The 16565-nt window shown below is 64.7% G+C and carries 18 protein-coding genes; 12 read left to right on the forward strand and 6 right to left on the reverse strand.

The features are described from left to right. Window positions 1-8: 8 nt before the first annotated feature. The 3 genes from Q9S71_RS07725 to Q9S71_RS07735 form a co-directional block, all read right to left on the reverse strand. The gene (locus Q9S71_RS07725) at window positions 9-884 is read right to left on the reverse strand and encodes a hypothetical protein (protein ID WP_311861539.1); all 876 of its coding nucleotides are present in this window, start codon (window positions 882-884) and stop codon (window positions 9-11) included. Between the two features lie 3 nt (window positions 885-887). Further along, window positions 888-2402: a tyrosine-protein kinase domain-containing protein gene (locus Q9S71_RS07730; protein ID WP_311861540.1), complete on the reverse strand. Its 1515-nt coding sequence runs from the start codon at window positions 2400-2402 to the stop codon at window positions 888-890. 109 nt (window positions 2403-2511) lie between these two features. After that, window positions 2512-3126, reverse strand: a complete 615-nt coding sequence (locus tag Q9S71_RS07735; protein ID WP_311861541.1) for a hypothetical protein — start codon at window positions 3124-3126, stop codon at window positions 2512-2514. Between the two features lie 94 nt (window positions 3127-3220). On the opposite strand from Q9S71_RS07735, the gene Q9S71_RS07740 reads away from it, so the two are divergent. Beyond that, window positions 3221-3721, forward strand: a complete 501-nt coding sequence (locus Q9S71_RS07740) for a DUF4916 domain-containing protein (RefSeq protein ID WP_311861542.1) — start codon at window positions 3221-3223, stop codon at window positions 3719-3721. Here the strand turns inward: Q9S71_RS07740 and Q9S71_RS07745 are convergent. From Q9S71_RS07745 to gmd, 3 genes are read right to left on the reverse strand one after another with little or no spacing between them, the layout of a single operon-like run. Then, complete coding sequence (locus Q9S71_RS07745) at window positions 3714-3998, reverse strand: Dabb family protein (protein ID WP_311861543.1); 285 nt, start codon at window positions 3996-3998, stop codon at window positions 3714-3716. The two genes, Q9S71_RS07740 and Q9S71_RS07745, sit on opposite strands and share 8 nt — an antisense overlap. 3 nt (window positions 3999-4001) lie before the next feature. Beyond that, window positions 4002-5024: a GDP-L-fucose synthase family protein gene (locus Q9S71_RS07750; protein WP_422880336.1), complete on the reverse strand. Its 1023-nt coding sequence runs from the start codon at window positions 5022-5024 to the stop codon at window positions 4002-4004. Then, the gene (gene gmd / locus Q9S71_RS07755; protein WP_311861546.1) at window positions 4982-6010 is read right to left on the reverse strand and encodes a GDP-mannose 4,6-dehydratase; all 1029 of its coding nucleotides are present in this window, start codon (window positions 6008-6010) and stop codon (window positions 4982-4984) included. The genes Q9S71_RS07750 and gmd overlap by 43 nt, the downstream gene beginning before the upstream one ends. Before the next feature lie 298 nt (window positions 6011-6308). Here gmd and Q9S71_RS07760 point away from each other — a divergent pair, with 298 nt between their 5' ends. From Q9S71_RS07760 to glmM, 11 genes are all read left to right on the forward strand, one after another. Next, the gene (locus tag Q9S71_RS07760) at window positions 6309-7028 is read left to right on the forward strand and encodes a WecB/TagA/CpsF family glycosyltransferase (protein ID WP_311861547.1); all 720 of its coding nucleotides are present in this window, start codon (window positions 6309-6311) and stop codon (window positions 7026-7028) included. 62 nt (window positions 7029-7090) lie between these two features. Next, window positions 7091-8128 carry a glycosyltransferase family 4 protein gene (locus Q9S71_RS07765; RefSeq protein ID WP_311861548.1) on the forward strand — a complete coding sequence of 346 codons (1038 nt, stop codon included), beginning with the start codon at window positions 7091-7093 and terminating at the stop codon, window positions 8126-8128. Then, window positions 8125-9333 carry a glycosyltransferase family 4 protein gene (locus Q9S71_RS07770; protein ID WP_311861549.1) on the forward strand — a complete coding sequence of 403 codons (1209 nt, stop codon included), beginning with the start codon at window positions 8125-8127 and terminating at the stop codon, window positions 9331-9333. The genes Q9S71_RS07765 and Q9S71_RS07770 overlap by 4 nt, the downstream gene beginning before the upstream one ends. Before the next feature lie 65 nt (window positions 9334-9398). Then, the gene (locus tag Q9S71_RS07775; RefSeq protein ID WP_311861550.1) at window positions 9399-10634 is read left to right on the forward strand and encodes a polysaccharide biosynthesis protein; all 1236 of its coding nucleotides are present in this window, start codon (window positions 9399-9401) and stop codon (window positions 10632-10634) included. Between the two features lie 15 nt (window positions 10635-10649). Then, the gene (locus tag Q9S71_RS07780) at window positions 10650-11516 is read left to right on the forward strand and encodes a glycosyltransferase family 2 protein (RefSeq protein ID WP_311861551.1); all 867 of its coding nucleotides are present in this window, start codon (window positions 10650-10652) and stop codon (window positions 11514-11516) included. Beyond that, complete coding sequence (locus tag Q9S71_RS07785; RefSeq protein ID WP_311861552.1) at window positions 11507-12055, forward strand: acyltransferase; 549 nt, start codon at window positions 11507-11509, stop codon at window positions 12053-12055. Before Q9S71_RS07780 ends, Q9S71_RS07785 begins: the two co-directional genes overlap by 10 nt. Continuing rightward, window positions 12052-13470: an O-antigen ligase family protein gene (locus Q9S71_RS07790; RefSeq protein WP_311861553.1), complete on the forward strand. Its 1419-nt coding sequence runs from the start codon at window positions 12052-12054 to the stop codon at window positions 13468-13470. Before Q9S71_RS07785 ends, Q9S71_RS07790 begins: the two co-directional genes overlap by 4 nt. 122 nt (window positions 13471-13592) lie before the next feature. Beyond that, window positions 13593-13979: an acyltransferase gene (locus Q9S71_RS07795; protein WP_311861554.1), complete on the forward strand. Its 387-nt coding sequence runs from the start codon at window positions 13593-13595 to the stop codon at window positions 13977-13979. Window positions 13980-14146: 167 nt separating this feature from the next. Then, window positions 14147-14593, forward strand: coding sequence for a 50S ribosomal protein L13 (rplM, locus tag Q9S71_RS07800; RefSeq protein WP_064003290.1), 447 nt, complete (start codon window positions 14147-14149; stop codon window positions 14591-14593). A 29-nt stretch (window positions 14594-14622) separates the two neighbouring features. Further along, complete coding sequence (gene rpsI, locus Q9S71_RS07805) at window positions 14623-15108, forward strand: 30S ribosomal protein S9 (RefSeq protein ID WP_064003289.1); 486 nt, start codon at window positions 14623-14625, stop codon at window positions 15106-15108. 7 nt (window positions 15109-15115) lie between these two features. Further along, window positions 15116-16459 carry a phosphoglucosamine mutase gene (glmM, locus tag Q9S71_RS07810; protein WP_311861556.1) on the forward strand — a complete coding sequence of 448 codons (1344 nt, stop codon included), beginning with the start codon at window positions 15116-15118 and terminating at the stop codon, window positions 16457-16459. The last annotated feature ends 106 nt before the right edge of the window (window positions 16460-16565 follow it).

Raw genomic sequence — 16565 nt, forward strand, 5'->3', positions numbered from 1 at the left:
CGCTCGGATCAGCGGGGCGCGGACGTCAGTTCGTCCGCGTTCCAGAGCCAGATCGCGTCGTCGGTGAGAGCCAGGGCCGTCGGTGCGGCGGCATCCGCGTCGACGCAGGCGATCTCCTGGCCGTCGCCCGACAGAGCGGTCAGCTGCAGGCCGTCGCAGTCCGGTGCCACCGATGCGGCGACGACGTCGCCGTCGTGGATGTCGAGCGCGACGACGCCGTCACCGATGCGTGAGGTCTGGCCGTCCGTCGTCTCGTACGCGGTCCCGCCGCACAGGAAAGCCGCGGTGTCGCCGGAGGCGCGCAGTCCCCACGGCTCGGCGCAGGGCGCGGCGAGTGCGGTCCCGTCGATCACGACGGCATCGCCTTCGAGGTAGGTCGATTGTGCGAGGACCTTCTCGTACGGCGACCAGAAGGCGCCGTCGGTGAAGGTCTGCAGCGCCTGGATCTCGCAGTCGCTACCGACGTCGGTGACGGCGGTGGCCTGCGTGTCGGCGAGGGGGGTCAGGGCGCGGACCTGTGCGATGTTGCGGTACGTGGGTGTCACGTCGTCCCAGGTCTCTCCGGCGTCGTCGGATCGCTCGACCACCGGGGCGGTTGTGCCGCAGCTGCCGGCGATCGCACGCCAGATCACGTCGTCGCCCGCGGCGAGGAAGCGCTCGGCGGCGCCGGGCGCGGCGATCGCCGTCGGTGCCGCGGAGGCCGACGGTGACGGTGAGGGAGTCGTCGCAGGAACGGGGTCGGCGCTGCGGTCGGCGACGGGGGTGCCCTGGCCGCGCTGGAGTGCGAGCGCGACGAGGCCGCCGACCGCCACCGTCAGCGCGACGACGAGGACGGCGACGACGACGGAGGGCAGGCCTCGGCGGACCGGCGACCGGCGTGCCATGGGTCAGCGGACGGCGGTGTCGCCGGCGCCTCGCGCGTCACGCCGCGAGTCGAAGCCGATCTCGCCGATGGCGGGGGCGGTGTCGGGCACGACGGCGACGGGAGCCTTGCGCTTGCGTCCGCGCGCGGCCTTGGGCTGCTCCTGCGTGTAGCCGTACCCGCCGTATCCGTAGCCATAGCCGTACCCGTAGCCGCTGTAGTACGAGTCGGGCCCGCGGGTCGGCACCATCGACATGACGAACCCGGCGACCTTCGCACCGACAGTGTGGAGCGCCTCGACGGCGCCCTCGAGCTGGTGGCGGGTGACCTTGCCGGCCGAGGCGACGAGGATCGCGCCGCTGGTGCTGCGGGCGAGGATGGCGGCATCCGTCACGGGCAGCAGCGGGGGAGCGTCGCAGAGGACGACGTCGAAGTCGCGCTCGAGCACGTCGAGGAGGGTGCCCATCTGCTTCGAGCCGAGCAGCTCGCTGGGGTTCGGGGGGATCTTGCCGGCAGGCAGGACGAACAGGCTGCGGCCGCCCCACGGGAGCATGACGTCGCCGACGCGGGCGCGCCCGATGAGCACGTCGGTGAGACCGACGCCGCCCTCGATGCCGAGGTATTCGGCGACCTTGGGCTTGCGCAGGTCGGTGTCGAGGAGGGCGACCTTCTTGCCGGCATCCGCCAGGGCGATCGCGAGGTTGATCGTCGTCGTGGACTTGCCCTCGCTGGGGACGGAGCTTGTGATGACGAAGCTCGACCGGCCGCCCATGTCGAGGAACTGCAGGTTGGTGCGCAGGGCGCGGAACGACTCGGCGCGGGGGCTGAGCGGGTCGGCGTGGACGATGAGCGGACGCTCCTTGGCCTTCGCGTCGTAGGCGATCGCGCCGAGCGAAGGTGAGGAGGTGATCTGCTCGGCGTCGCGCGGGGTGCGCACCTTGTTGTCGAGGACGGTGCGCAGCACGGCGATGCCGATGCCGAGCGCGAGGCCGACGAGGGCGCCGAGGGCGAGGTTCAGCGGGACGTTCGGGCTGGCCGGCGCGAGTGCCGGCTGGGCGTCGCTGACGCGAGTGAGGCGGATCGGACTGCCGCCCTCCTCGATCTGCGGCTCGATCTCGGGCACGACGGTCGACAGGCTCGCGGCGATCTGGTTCGCGAGGTCCGCCGCCGCGACGGCGTCGGGGTCGGAGACCGTGATCGTGATGATCGTGGTGTTGAGCGCCGACGAGGCGGCGACCTTCTCGGCGAGGGACTCGGCCGTGACGCCGAGGTCGAGCTCGGCGATGACCGGGTTGAGGACGATCGGGGTCTTCACCAGTCCGACGTACGTGTTGATGCGGGTCTGCGCGAAGTTGGCGCCCTGCTGGATGTCGGATGCCGTGCCGCCGGTCTGCGTCGAGACGGCGACGCTGCTCGACGACTCATATATAGGAGTGCGGGTCAGCGAGTACGCCGCCGCCGCCCCGAGTCCCACGAGCGTCAGCACGACGATGACGAGCCAGTTCTTGCGGAGGACGCGGATGTAGTCGCTGAGCTCCATGGTGCCTCTCGTGCCTCCGCCCGGTCGGGCGTCCGATCAATTCGGCTCAGTCTGCCACAGGGGTGTGTCGGGCAAATGACGCGAGGTGAAAGCTCGGTGGCCGGTGGGGTCAGGATGAGCGGATGCGGCGCCGCCCCGATCCGGTCCAGGCGAGCGCGACACCGGCCACGATCAGGACCGCGGCGGCCGCGGCAGCGCCGGCCGGAATCGAGGGTCCGCCCGAATCGGCGAGGCGCGGCCCGGTGGCCTCGTCGGGCTGCGGTGCGGGTTCGGGTTCGGCGGCCCCCACGAAGATCATGTTCTGGAAGAAGAAGATCGTCCCCTGCGCGTCGCGCACCACGAACCGGATCGCGCCGGCGGTGGGATCGAAGGGCGCCTCGAAGGTGAACCTCCCGTCACCATCGGGCTCGACGGTACCGAGGATGATCGGGTCGGGGTCGAGCGTCTGCAGCGACGAGGCTTCTTCGGGCGTGAGCGGGTCGTCGTGGAGCTCGACGGTGAGCGTGCCCACGTCGAGGAAGAACGTGCCCACCAGCCTGATCCCGAGCCCGTCGGGGAGGTTGATGACCTCCGCGTCGACCGTGGGCCCTGGAGCCTCGCCCACGGGCGACTCGCTGACCGCCGCCTCAGGCGTGGCTAGAGCGGATGCCGGGACTGCTCCGATCAGCATCATGCCGACTCCTGCGGCGCCGGCCAGGATCATGCTCCACGCATGACGAGCCATCTGTCTCCCCCTCGCCCGGCGACCACCCAGATCCGCCCCGGCACCCCTCAGTATGGATGCTCGGCCGACCGCGTCGCGGGCGAAGATGGGAATCGTGACTTTCCTGCCCGACGACGTCTACGCGCTCATCGAGCGTTCCGTCCCGATCGCCTGTGTCGATTTCGTGCCGGTGCGCATCGCGCCCGACGGTCGCCGAGAGATCGGACTGATCCTGCGCGACTCGCCCTTCGGCCGGGTGTGGTGCCATCTGGGCGGCCGCGTGCGGCACGGTGAGACCGTCGTCGGGGCCCTTCGTCGGCACGCCCGCGACACCCTGGACGTCGGCGTCATGGTGGAGCCGAACGCGCAGCCCGCGTACGTGTACGAGTGGTTCCCGCCCGAGGTGGCTCCGGCCGACGGCACGTCGCACGGCGTCGACCCGCGCAAGCACTCGATCGGCCTGTCGTTCGTCGTCGACATCGAGGGCGATCCGATGCCGCAGAACGAGGCCCTCGACTTCGGGTACTTCGACCCGGCCGCGCTCCCCGAACCGATGTGGCCGGGGTCGGCCGAGCTCGTCGGCGTGCGGCAGCGTCAGTCGACGGCGTTCAGCTGACGTAGTCGCCGATCCACCAGTCCGAGATCTCGGACATCCGGGCGGCGACGTCGCGGTGACGCGGGTCTTCGCGGAACGCCGCGAACGCGTCCTCATCGGCGAACGTCGCTTCTTCGATCAGGATGCGACCCTTCCGCTCATCGAGCGACCGGGCGATGCGCCAGTCCTCGACGCACGGCAGCTCGGCCAGCGATCGCAGAGCGTCGACCGCGCGCGTCACGTCGTGCTCTTCAACGTCGTCATGGATGCGGAAGAGCACGACGTGGCGGTAGGTCATGGGTTACTGGCGGATGGTGTCGGCGTGGTCGTGGTACCAGGCGACGGTGCGTTCGAGGCCTTCTTCCAGGCTGATCTTGGCGGTCCAGCCTGCCTCGGCGAGTTTGGAGACGTCGAGGAGTTTCTGGGGGGTGCCGTCGGGTTTGGTGGTGTCCCATTCGGTGTCGCCGGTGAACCCGGTGACGTGGGCGATGGTGTCGGCGATCTCGCGGATGGTGACGTCGGTGCCGGTGCCGACGTTGACCTGGTCGGGTCCGTCGTAGTGCTCGAGCAGGTGGAGGACGGCGTCGGCCATGTCGTCGGCGTGGAGGAACTCGCGTCGGGGGGTGCCGGTGCCCCAGTTGGTGACGGTGGGGGCGCCGGTCTTGGCGGCGTCGTCGTACCGGCGGATGAGGGCCGGGAGGACGTGGGAGCCCTTGGGGGAGAAGTTGTCGTTGGGGCCGTAGAGGTTGGTGGGCATGGCGCTGATCCACGGCAGCCCGTACTGGCGGCGCACGGCTTGGGTGTGGAGGATGCCGGCGATCTTCGCGATCGCGTACGCGTCGTTGGTGGGTTCGAGGTGCCCGGTGAGGAGGGAGTCCTCGCGGATGGGTTGTTCGGCGAACTTCGGGTAGATGCAGGACGACCCGAGGAATGCGACCCGTTCGACGTCGTTCGCGAGTGCCGCGTCGAGCACGTTGGTCTGGATCCGCATGTTGTCGGAGAGGAAGTCGACCGGGTAGGTGCTGTTGGCGAGGATCCCACCGACTTTCGCGGCGGCGAGCACGATGTAACGGGGTTTGATCTCGCCCATGTACGCGAACACGTCGTCCCGGTTCTTCAGGTCGAGTTCGGCGGAGCTTTTGCCGACGACGTGGGTGAAGCCTTCGGCTTCGAGCTTGCGGACGATCGCCGACCCGACGAGCCCCCGGTGCCCGGCGACGTAGAACGTCGCGTCGCGGTCGAGCGCGCCGGGCGTGTAGGTGACGCCGTCGACCGCGCCGGTCACGCGGTTCCCCACGACGCGAGGCTGACGGTGTCGATCCATTCGGGACCCTTTTCGAGTGCTTCCACGTCGGCGTCAACCATCAGCTTGGCGAGTTCCTTCCCGTCGATCGTGGGAACCCAGCCGAGCTTGTCGGCCGCCTTGGAGGCGTCGCCGATGAGCGCGTCGACCTCAGTGGGGCGCAGGTAGCGCTCGTCGAACTTGACGAACTCCTGCCAGTCGAGCCCGACGTGCCCGAACGAGGTCTCGAGGAAGTCTTTGATCGTGTACCCGACACCGGTGCCCAGGACGAAGTCCTCCGGCTCGTCGACCTGCAGCATCCGCCACATGCCCTCGACGTACTCCGCGGCGTACCCCCAGTCGCGGATCGAGTCGAGGTTGCCCAGGTACAGGTCCTTCTGCACGCCCGCCTTGATCCGGGCGACGGCGCGGGTGATCTTGCGGGTCACGAACGTCTCACCACGGCGCGGGGACTCGTGGTTGAACAGGATCCCATTGACGGCGAACATGTCGTACGCCTCGCGGTAGTTCTTCACGATCCAGTACGAGTACAGCTTCGCGACACCGTACGGGGAGCGCGGGTAGAACGGGGTGTCCTCACCCTGCGGGGGAGGGGTCGCCCCGAACAGCTCCGAGGTGGATGCCTGATAGAACCGCGTCTTGATGCCCGACAGCCGCACCGCCTCGAGCAGGCGGATCGTGCCGGTGCCGGTGGTGTCGGCGGTGTGCTCGGGCTCGTCGAACGAGACGCGCACGTGCGACTGCGCGGCGAGGTTGTACACCTCGTCGGGGTTGATCTCACTCATGAGCGTGACCATGCGCGCGCCGTCGCTGAGGTCGCCGTAGTGCAGGAACAGCTTCGCGGACGGGTCGTGGGGGTCGACGTAGAGGTGGTTGATGCGGTGCGTGTTGAAGGTCGACGCGCGACGGATCAGACCGTGCACCTCGTATCCCTTCGACAGCAGCAGTTCGGCGAGGTACGAACCATCCTGGCCGGTGATGCCGGTGATGAGAGCGCGCTTGGTCACAGTGTTTCCCCCTGGGCTAGGTGAGGTCGTCAACTCGCCGGCGCGAGGGTGCGCGGAGGCCGCGCACGGTCTCCGTCGATGAGCGTTTCGAGCAGAGTAGCGAACGAATGTTCCCGGCGTGTGTCACCTGAGACCACACGAAGCGAGCGTCATTCTTCTCCGACCCGGCGACACAGCGACGAAACGAACCACTGCTAGCATCAGCCGGGTTCGCGGCAAGGGCGCCTCAAAGAAGTTGGTTGGAGGGGTTGCGGTGGATACAGCGCAAACGATGCGAGTAGGCGAGATTCCCTTCGTCTTGACGAGCTTCGACGAAGCCGTGGCTTGGCTGCTTGAGCAGGCAGAAAACGGCTCGGCCGTTTCGGCCCGCTTCCTCAACGCGTGGTGTGTCGTCACCGCCTCGTCGTCGAGTGATTACGCGGAGTTGGTGCAGCGAGGCGGCTGGAACTTTGCCGACGGCTTTCCTGTTGCTGCGATTCTCAAGCGTCGGGCGCGCCTAGCTAAACCTCCGCACGTGAGGGGACCGAGCGTGTTTCGCGAGGCATTGGGTAGGTCTGCCGACATGCCGATTAGGCACTTCTTCCTCGGAGGATCCGAGGCGTCCGTGCGAAAGCTCGTGGTCGAGGTGCGGAGACTTTACCCCGGAGCACAGGTCGCCGGTTACTGGTCGCCGCCGTACGCACCCTTCGAGGGAGAAGTTGAAACGCGAGCGGTCGAGATGATTCGCGAGAGCGGCGCAAACCTCGTCTGGATTGGTCTCGGCTCGCCGAAACAGGACTTCGCTGGCGAGAGGATCGCTGAACTCACGGGCGTCGCGACGGCGGGAGTCGGGGCTGCGTTCGACTTCATGTCGGGGAAGGTCAGAGAAGCTCCGGTTTGGGTAAGAAGAATGGGAGTCGAGTGGTTGTTCCGCCTGTCAGCTGACCCGAAGAGGCTATGGCGCCGATACCTGGTCGGCAACTTTCAGTTTATGACTATCGTCGCCGCGCAGTCTTTGTCGAAGAGCCGGGGCACTTGATGCCCCGGAGCGTTGTGGCGGTTATAAGTCAGCTCCCGCCGCCAACTCACGGCTCTACGGTGATGACCGAGACACTCCTGCGAGTACTGAGGGAAAGCGGGTACAGCGTCGAACTGGCCAGTAGGCCGTTCAGCGTGGCTGCCAGTGAAGTAGGTCGCGCCTCAGTGTCGAAGGTTCTGCGCATTCCGATTTTCATTTCCCGGATCTACAGAGTCTGCCGAGCCGCGGATGACGGTGCGTTAATCTTCTTCGTCACTAACCGTCCCGCATCCTTCCTCGTCGATTGTGCGGCCGCAGCTCTCATTCGTCTGTTAGGAGTACGCAGGGTGGATTACGTGCACACTGTAGGCTTCGCAGATCTCGCTAAACGAGGACGCGTGTGGCGGAGTCTTGTTCGCTGGTTCATAGCTGGAGCGGACGAGACCGTTTGCCTTACGAACTCGCTCGCATCCGACCTTGAGGAGCTTTCTGCTTCGAAGATCACAATCATTCCGAATACAGTTCCCGACCGTGTCCCGCTATCGCGATTCGAGAACCGGGATCGTTCGCGAGTTCGGGTTGCGCTCTTCATGTCGAATCTGCTGCCCGAGAAGGGGGCGTCAACCTTCGTTCGGCTCGCAAGCGTACTCGCAGCGCGTTTACCCGACGTTGTTTTCCGGCTAGCAGGCTCATCAAACGACGACCGCATTCTCGCGCTGCTCAGGCACCAGATTGACGAAGCTCAGATGTCGGAGCGAATATTCTTGCTCGGTCATGTCGACGGCGAAAAAAAATGGGAGGAACTTGCTGCGGCGGACGTTCTGGTCTTCCCGTCCGAATACAGATTCGAGGCTCAACCATTGACCATCCTCGAAGCCGGGAGTGTCGGGACCGCCACAGTCGCATACGGTGTGGGGGGCATCCCTGAGACCCTCGCGGTGGGTCTAGGCGAGGCTGTCACGCCCGGGGCATTCGACGAGTTGGTTTCTTCGGTAGAGAGGACGTTGTCACGAGCACGAATCGATGACGATCGCCTCGACATCGCAGATTCCTATGCCGTCAACTTTGGCGAGGATGTTTTCCGGGACCGGTGGACGGCGCTACTGGGGAACCTGACATGACGGCGGGAAGGGCATCTGAACACTGGCTCGTCATTCTCAATGAGTACGCTGATTTGTCTACGTATACGGGAGGTGTGGGGCGTAGATACGCGGCCCTTGTGCCTCAGATTGCACGGCACGACATATCGGTAACCGTTCTCCTATTTGCTGAATCGGAAATTCAAGCACCGCCGCAGGTCGAAGGTGTCGAATTCAAGATCGAGAAGGTTTCGCGTCGCATCCCGAGGCCGCTGCGATTGGTCATTCGGCCGCTCCTAGCGCGCAAGCTCTACTCGAGATTGCAACCTGCCGTTGTGGTGTCGCCTGAGTGGCAGGGCATTAGCGCATTCTTGCCGCGTAGCGCGAATCTGGTCACGAATGTGGTGACTGGTATGCGGTTGATTAACTCTCTTACGCCTGGCCGGTCCCGGCGCATCGGAATCAGGCGAGTCGCTGACCTCATCCAGATCCGACTCGAGGAAATGCAGATCGCGAGGTCTCGCGGAGCTATCTCGGTTTCAAGCGCCATCGACAAGATGCTGAAAGCCAGGTTCGGCGATGCGCTGAAGAGTCGCGTCGTTCGGAACTGTATCGACGTGGCGGCGGTCAAAGATCTTGCGATGCGGAAGAACATCCCGAGTTCATGGCCGGCTGCAGAGGGTTCCCCGGGACCGCTTTTTCTGTTCGCTGGCCGCCTGGAAGCACGCAAAGGGGCGCCCGTAGCAGCGGCCGCGTTTGACATCGTCGCGAGGAGCGTCTCCGATGCGCGCTTTGTCTTCGCTGGAGGCCTCGGTGACACGACCAAGGAGCTGGGAGAGGAAGGCCTCAGAGCGCTCATGGCTTCCACCGACCAGAGGCGTGTGCATTTCCTCGGCGACCTACGTGGTGACTTCCTCTACGGTGCAATGGCGAGCGCAACAACTGTGCTTTGTCCATCTCGTTGGGAGGCCTTCGGAAATATTGCCCTGGAGGCGAAGGCCAGCGGTCGCCCCGTGATCGTGACTGCGGGGAGCGGCTTCGACGATTTCTGTACGGACGGTGTTGATGCATACAAGTGCCTGCCGGACGACGCTGCATCGCTTGCGGCCGCGTGCTTGAGAAGTATCGGTGACCCTGCGAAGTCTGATGCCATCGCGTCCAACGCGTTCACCCAGGTCGATTACTTTGCTGCTCCGATTGTCGCCCGGGACTTCATTGCTGCTGTTGAAGAACTGACGCGTTCGTGAGAGCGCGAGTCACTCGTTTTTACAGGCTGGCTATCCAGTCGCTGCGAGGAAACGCGCTCCAGGCCATGATCGAGCGAGTTGTGAATCGCGGTGCGAGCGCTGTGGTCGGTCTCGTGGTGGCCGTTTTTGTGAGCCCTTCCGAAGCTGGGCTTTTCGCGATGGCCTCCCTCGTGCTCACCTTTTTTCAAGCCATCGGCGACCAGACGATCAGACAGATCGGAGTGCGCGTTTCTCGCCATGTTGGCGGACCGATCTACATTCGCCGATTCTCAGCGCTGCTTGGCGGCCTGACGCTGCTTGCGGTGACTGGGTTCATTTTCCTGGCGGGCCTGGTCCAGATCGCGCAGTGGAATGAAGTCATCAAGCTAGCGCCGCTAGCGATAGTTCCGATCGCGATGGTTTGGTCGCTCCCGAATGTTGTTTCGGCTCAAGCGACGGGCGGGTGGCTCCGGCTCGCCCGCGCCCAATGGGTTGCATCCCTCGGATCACTCTGTGTAGCGCTCCCCCTGGCGCCACTAGTGGGAATCGCGGCTGCGGCGGCACAGAGCGCAGTGGCGGAGATACTCATTCTGGTCCTCCTTCGGAGGAAGAATGTTGATGGAGAGCTACCCAGAGTTCGATTCACGTCCCGGTTCTTGGTTCCGACGGCTCTTAGCGGAACACTGGGATGGGTTCAGGGTCAGGCGGACCGACTGGTTGTTTCCATCCTGGCCGGTACTAGCCTCCTGGGAGTGCTGTCTCTGGCTTCCTCGGTAGCGCGGGTTCCCGCAGATGCCGCGCTCGCGGGTTATGTGAACTTGATAAGGGCGGAACTCGGGGGGGCGGACGACCAAGTTGCTAAGCGGGTGCTTGTCCAATATCACCTGACCCGAGTGCTCACGGTCGCCGCGTCAATCCAAGTGACAATCATTCTTCTCTCGGTGTCGGTACTTTCGCGCTTCCTTAACGACGACTGGGATGCCGCGTTGAAATTGGTGCCATTGTTGACCGCATCCGTGATCCCGTCTGCAGTTGTATGGGTTCTGTCGGCGGTCCTAATCGACTCGGGACGTGCGGCTGTTTTGATACCTTGGCAATTTGTCGGTGTCGCCTTGAGTAGCGTTTCCGGGTTCGCATTTGCCGCGTCGCTCTTTTGGGGGGCTGTCATTGCGTGGGGCCGCGACATCATCGCGCTCGCTGCGCGCGGTTATCTCGCAAGGAGGGTGCTCAATGCAAGGTCCGTTGCCGCCCTCTGCGCTTTTGTAGTAGCTGGGGCGTTGCTAGCAATGCTCGGCTACTTGTGGGCCCTTTCAGCAATCTGAGGCCAAGGAAAACGAATGCCCAATCTAACCATCCTCATGCCGGTGTACAACGGGCGGGAGACCATCGCGCGTGCCGTGCGATCAACACTCCGCGCCATGCCCTGCGACGCCGAGCTCCTGATTATCGACGATGGTAGTTCTGATGGGACCGTCGGGGTGTTGGAGCGACTGCATCAACCGAGATTGCGAGTTCTCGAGAACGACGGCAATCTTGGGGTCGCCGCATCCCTCCAGCGTGGACTCAATTCAAGTTCCAGCCGCTATGTTGCTCGGATGGACGCGGACGACATCTGCTTGCCGTGGAGATTTGAGCTGTCTTTGCGGGCTCTGAAGGCTAAGTACGATGCCGTGTTCACAGGTGTCGTTCACTTCGGAACAGGGGTTGTCCGTCCGACCGAACCGACGACGCTTCGATCGCGCGCCTTCAATTTGACCTTGCTCATGGAGAATCCCTTTCCCCACCCGACCTTCACCGCGAAGCGGTCGCACGTTGAGAAATCAGGGGGCTACAGGCACGTTCTGGCTGAAGACTACGATCTGTGGTTGCGTATGGCCATCGCCGGCAGCCGCATGGCACGGCTTGCCGCTCCCACCGTCCTCTACAGGCATCACCCCTCTCAGGTCACGAGGATCGAGCACTGGCGGCAACGAGCTCTGACGGAGCCAGCATTTGTTGACGCCTATCGTGAATTCGTTCGCGAGCTATTCGATGTCGACCCGATTTGGTATGACGATCTAGTCGCGCAGCGAGACGGCGAGGGAATGTCTCGTCTAGAAGCTCTCATTGAGTGCGAGGCGGCGGTCGAAGGGTTGCGCGTCCGGCGAAATCTGCGCCGGCGCCTCGGGCACGTGTCAAAACGAAGGAGCTCCTCATGGCGCTGATCTCGCCGACCCGCAAGTTCTTTCTCCTCGCTCGCCTTATCGGCGGTACCCGGGCTGCTCGCAAACTAGGTGTCACCGTGGGCGAGCGCTGCCGGATATATTCGTGTCAGGTTGCCTCGGAGCATTGGTTGTTGCGCATCGGGGACGATGTCACCGTTAGCACGGACGTCCAATTCATTACACATGACGGGACCGGCTGGCTCTTCGCGGACAAACTTGGGCGCCGGTTCCGCTACGCGTCTATCGAGATCGGTTCGCGCTCCTTCATCGGGGCTCGCGTCACCATCCTCCCCGGGGTTCGGATAGGTGAGGACTGCGTCGTCGGGGCTGGAAGTGTCGTGAGCAAGTCGATCCCTGATGGTGTGGTTGTGGCCGGTAACCCAGCCAGATTCGTGGGAAAGACGGCGGAGCTGCGTAAGCGAGTGCTGGACACCTGGCCGAGCGAGAGGGATCGGACAGGCAGGGACTACCGCTCGCTCGTTGACTCGATTGCCACGGGCTCAGATCGACCGGAGATCAGGATCGACGGTCAGGTATGACATCCCCGCGGTCGCGATTCAGAGATGTCTTACCTCCAGTCATTGTTGTGCTCATAGGCGGGGCTGCCTATTTCACGGGAATCGTGCAACTTATCCCGATCGCGATCGCGCTCGCCCTGTTCTCGGTGGTCGTCTCGAGCCAGTCGTCAGCCTTGGCGGCGGCCTTCGCTTCCATTGTCCTCCCACTTTCCTATCTAGATCTCCCGGGGGCGCTCCGGGTCCTTCAGCCGTTCGTGGTCCTGCCGTTACTCGTTTTCGCGCTCCGAGGACGCCTTAGAATTCCTAACTGGCTGGGACTCGGGCCGATCGTAGTGGGTGCGGCTTTTGTGGCTTATAGCTCGATAGTGGCGGCCACCACGCCTTTCGGTCCCCCCGAGGCAGCCCTGGTCTGGGTGGTGTCGCTCGCTGTGGCATTTGTTGTAGTGCCGTCGTGCTCGGGAGTAGCATTCGACGTTCGCCCGATTCTTGCTGTGCTTGCCGTGCTCAGTTGCATTTATGGACTCGTGGCCATCCTCGAATTCACTACGCGATCCAATGCGCTTTCTGGATTCTTTGCTGCAAGTCCGGTGGGCCTGTCTCAAAAATGGGATGCGTACAGGTCCATGACCTCTATAGGTCACCCGCTTCTCAATGGAACAGTATTCGCAGTTTGCGCGTCAGGGGGCCTTTCGGCTCTCCTGCAAACCGGTCGGTTGCGGTGGCTGGTGGTAACCGGTATTCCACTTCTGGCGGTGTTCACGACTGGCTCGAGGAGTGCTGTGTTGGCTTGCGTTGCCGGGTCGTCGGTCGCGATTCTCTGCTTGCTGCTTTCGAGAGCAAGGGGGCCTAGAGGTCGAGCATTCGTGGCTGTGATAGCGGGTGCAGTCGTGTTGGCCGTGGCGGGCTCGGGGTTCTTAGTCGAGTCAGGCCGAGGGGTCGTTGAAGCTTCGGGCTCCGCGCAACTGAGATTCGACTATCTCCAGCTATTGGCGCCGCTAGTGGCAATATCGAATGGACTGGGCACCGGGGCTGGTCTCTCGCACTCGGCTCTTCTAGCTGTAGGCGGTGCATATGCTCAATACCCTCTGGAGAGCTCGGCGCTGCAGGCGCTCGTGTCCCTGGGTGTACCGGGCTTCAGCCTGCTTGTGATCGCCGTGGGCTGGATAATGATCGCCTCGGCTCGCAGGGGCGCGGTCATCGGCCCCGCCATGTTTGCCGCTTACGTCGTTGCAGCGTCCGGGTTCAATCTGCTCGAAGCCTTTCCCGCCGCGCTCGTCATACCGATGACCGCGTTGTCCCTCTCAATCATGGAGGCTCAGAGTTTTGGCCGCGAGCCTGACGCGACCCCGGGGCCACACTTAATTCCCGGTGCAACTAGACGTGGCGTTCGGCTCCGCGCTGGCCTGCCCGCACGACCAGAAGGTGAGATGTTGTGAACCTGACACCGGTAATGCCACTTCTGCGCCTCGTAGACCGGATCAGCCAAACTGCGTACCGAAAATCGACGAATGCGATACTTCGCGCGTCAGGCATCCGTTTAGAGGGCTCGCCCCTATGGGTGAGCTCCCAGACCTACTTTGATGTCGGTTTTCCGGGCGCCGTGACACTAGGTGACCGCTGCGTTATCAGTCACGGAGTTCGGCTTCTGACCCATGATTTCAGTCTCGATCGCACGGCGGAGCGCCGCAGCGGGCAGCTTGACAAGGAGCTCATGAGGGAGGCGCCGGTCCGCGTGGGCACGCAAGCATTCATCGGGATGGGTGTGATCATTCTTCCTGGAGTCACGGTCGGCGACGGCGCAATCGTGGGGAGCGGCGCCGTAGTGACGAAGGACGTGCCCAACGACTCTGTCGTGGCGGGGAACCCGGCCCGGGTGATCGCGACCACTAGCGAGTATTGGGATAAGCGTCGCAGCAGCTTCCGGGAGCAGGCGCGGCGGCGTTAGCGGGCGCGAAGACTTCGTGTAAGCTTGCACATTGGTGCCTGCGCCCTGCTGGCCTCGCACCGCGAACGTGAGCCCTCCACTGGCGTGTTCGACCGGTATCCCGAGCGAACCACCCCGGAGTGGGATTCACGAACTCCTCCGTTCGAATCAATGAAAGCAGCACTACTGTGACGCGCACGTACACCCCCAAGGCTGGTGAGATCACCCGTGAGTGGGTGGTCATCGACGCATCCGACGTCGTCCTCGGCCGCCTCGCCTCGCACGCTGCCACGCTCCTGCGCGGCAAGCACAAGCCCACCTTCGCGAACCACGTCGACACCGGCGACTTTGTGATCATCATCAACGCCGACAAGGTGGCCCTCACCGGCCAGAAGCTCGAGCAGAAGAAGGCTTACCGCCACTCGGGCTACCCGGGCGGCCTCAAGTCGGTCACCTACTCCGAGCTTCTCGAGAAGAACCCGGTGCGCGCCGTTGAGAAGGCCGTCCGCGGCATGCTCCCCAAGAACAGCCTGGGTCGCCAGCAGCTGTCCAAGCTCAAGGTCTACGCCGGTGCCGAGCACCCGCACGCGGCCCAGCAGCCCACCACGTACACCTTCGACCAGGTCGCCCAGTAAGCGCCGCAGAGAAGAACAAGGATTATCTGATGGCGAAGATCGCTGACTCCCTCGACCAGACTCCCGAGAACTACTCGACCGAGACGCCGGCTGCCGCTGAGGCCGCCCCGGCTCGCCCCGTCCTCTCCGTCCCCGGCGCCGCTGTGGGCCGTCGCAAGCAGGCCATCGCCCGCGTGCGCCTGGTTCCCGGCTCGGGCACCATCACGGTGAACGGCCGCACGATCGAGGACTACTTCCCCAACAAGCTGCACCAGCAGCTCATCAACGACCCGTTCACGGTCCTCGGCCTCGCCGGTGGCTACGACGTGATCGCCCGCATCTCGGGTGGTGGCCCCTCGGGCCAGGCCGGCGCCCTGCGCCTCGGCATCGCGCGCGCCCTCAACGAGATCGACGCCGAGAACAACCGCCCGACCCTCAAGAAGGCCGGCTTCCTGTCGCGTGACGCTCGCGTCAAGGAGCGCAAGAAGGCTGGTCTCAAGAAGGCGCGCAAGGCTCCCCAGTACTCGAAGCGTTAATCCTTCGATGGCACTGTTCGGGACGGACGGTGTGCGGGGCCTCGCAAACGGCCCCCTCACCGCCGATCTCGCGCTCACCCTGGCCCAGGCGACCGCAGTCGTCCTGGGCCAGGGTCGTATCGCCGAAGCCCGCCGCCGCAGCGGACGCCGCCTCACCGCCGTCGTCGCACGCGACCCGCGGGTCTCGGGTCACTTCCTCAGCGCAGCCGTCGCCGCAGGACTCGCCTCCTCCGGCGTCGACGTGCTCGATGCCGGCGTCCTGCCGACCCCGGCCGCCGCGTTCCTCGTCGGTGACATCGACGCCGACTTCGGCGTCATGATCTCGGCCTCGCACAACCCGGCGCCCGACAACGGCATCAAGATCTTCGCCCGTGGCGGCGTCAAGCTCCCCGACGTGGTCGAGCAGCGCATCGAAGAAGCCATGGCCGGCCCCAAGCTCGCCCCCACCGGGGGAGCCGTCGGCCGCATCAGCCGCTTCGCCGACGCCGAAGACCGCTACGTCGTGCACCTGCTCGCATCCCTGCGCACCAGCCTGCGTGGCCTGCACGTCGTGCTCGACTGTGCCAACGGTGCCGCATCCGGCGTCTCACCCGAGACGTTCCGGGATGCCGGAGCGAAAGTCACCGTCATCGGCGCCGACCCCGACGGCCTCAACATCAACGAAGGCGTCGGCTCGACGCATCTCGACGTCCTCACCGCCGAAGTCCTCCGCACCGGCGCCGACCTCGGCATCGCCCACGACGGCGATGCCGACCGCTGCCTCGCCGTCGACGCCGACGGCCGGGTCATCGACGGCGACCAGATCATGGCGATCCTCGCTGTCTCGATGAAGGAGCGCGGCCTGCTGCGCGACGACACCCTCGTCGCGACGGTGATGAGCAACCTCGGACTCCACCGCGCGATGGCGGCCCACGGCATCCACCTCGAAACGACCGCAGTCGGCGACCGCTACGTCCTAGAGCGCATGAACGAAGGCGGCTTCTCGCTCGGCGGCGAGCAGAGCGGCCACGTCATCATGAGCGACTACGCCACCACCGGCGACGGGCTGCTCACCGGTCTGCACCTCGCCGCAGAGGTCGCCCGTCAGCGCAAGCCGCTGTCAGAGCTCGCGAACGTCATGACCGTGTTCCCGCAGGTGCTCATCAACGTGAAGGGTGTCGAGCGGTCGCGGGCGACGGATGCCGATGTGCTGTCGGCCGTCGCCGAGGCTGAGGCGGAGCTCGGTGACTCGGGGCGCGTCCTGCTGCGTCCGTCGGGGACCGAGCCGCTCGTGCGGGTGATGGTCGAGGCGGCGTCTGAGGCGGACGCGAAGCGGGTTGCGGACCGGCTCGCGGGGGTCGTGCGGGACTGAGCCGCCTTCGGCGGCTGGTAGCGGGTGATTGTGTTGGTGCAGGTCAGCACCTCGGCCGTCAAGCCATCCTGACTAGAACAATGGCCGTCAGTTTGGTGACGACGAA

Origin of the sequence: Microbacterium gawkjiense (assembly GCF_031932225.1) — a bacterium.
Classification (GTDB): Bacteria; Actinomycetota; Actinomycetes; order Actinomycetales; family Microbacteriaceae; genus Microbacterium; species Microbacterium gawkjiense.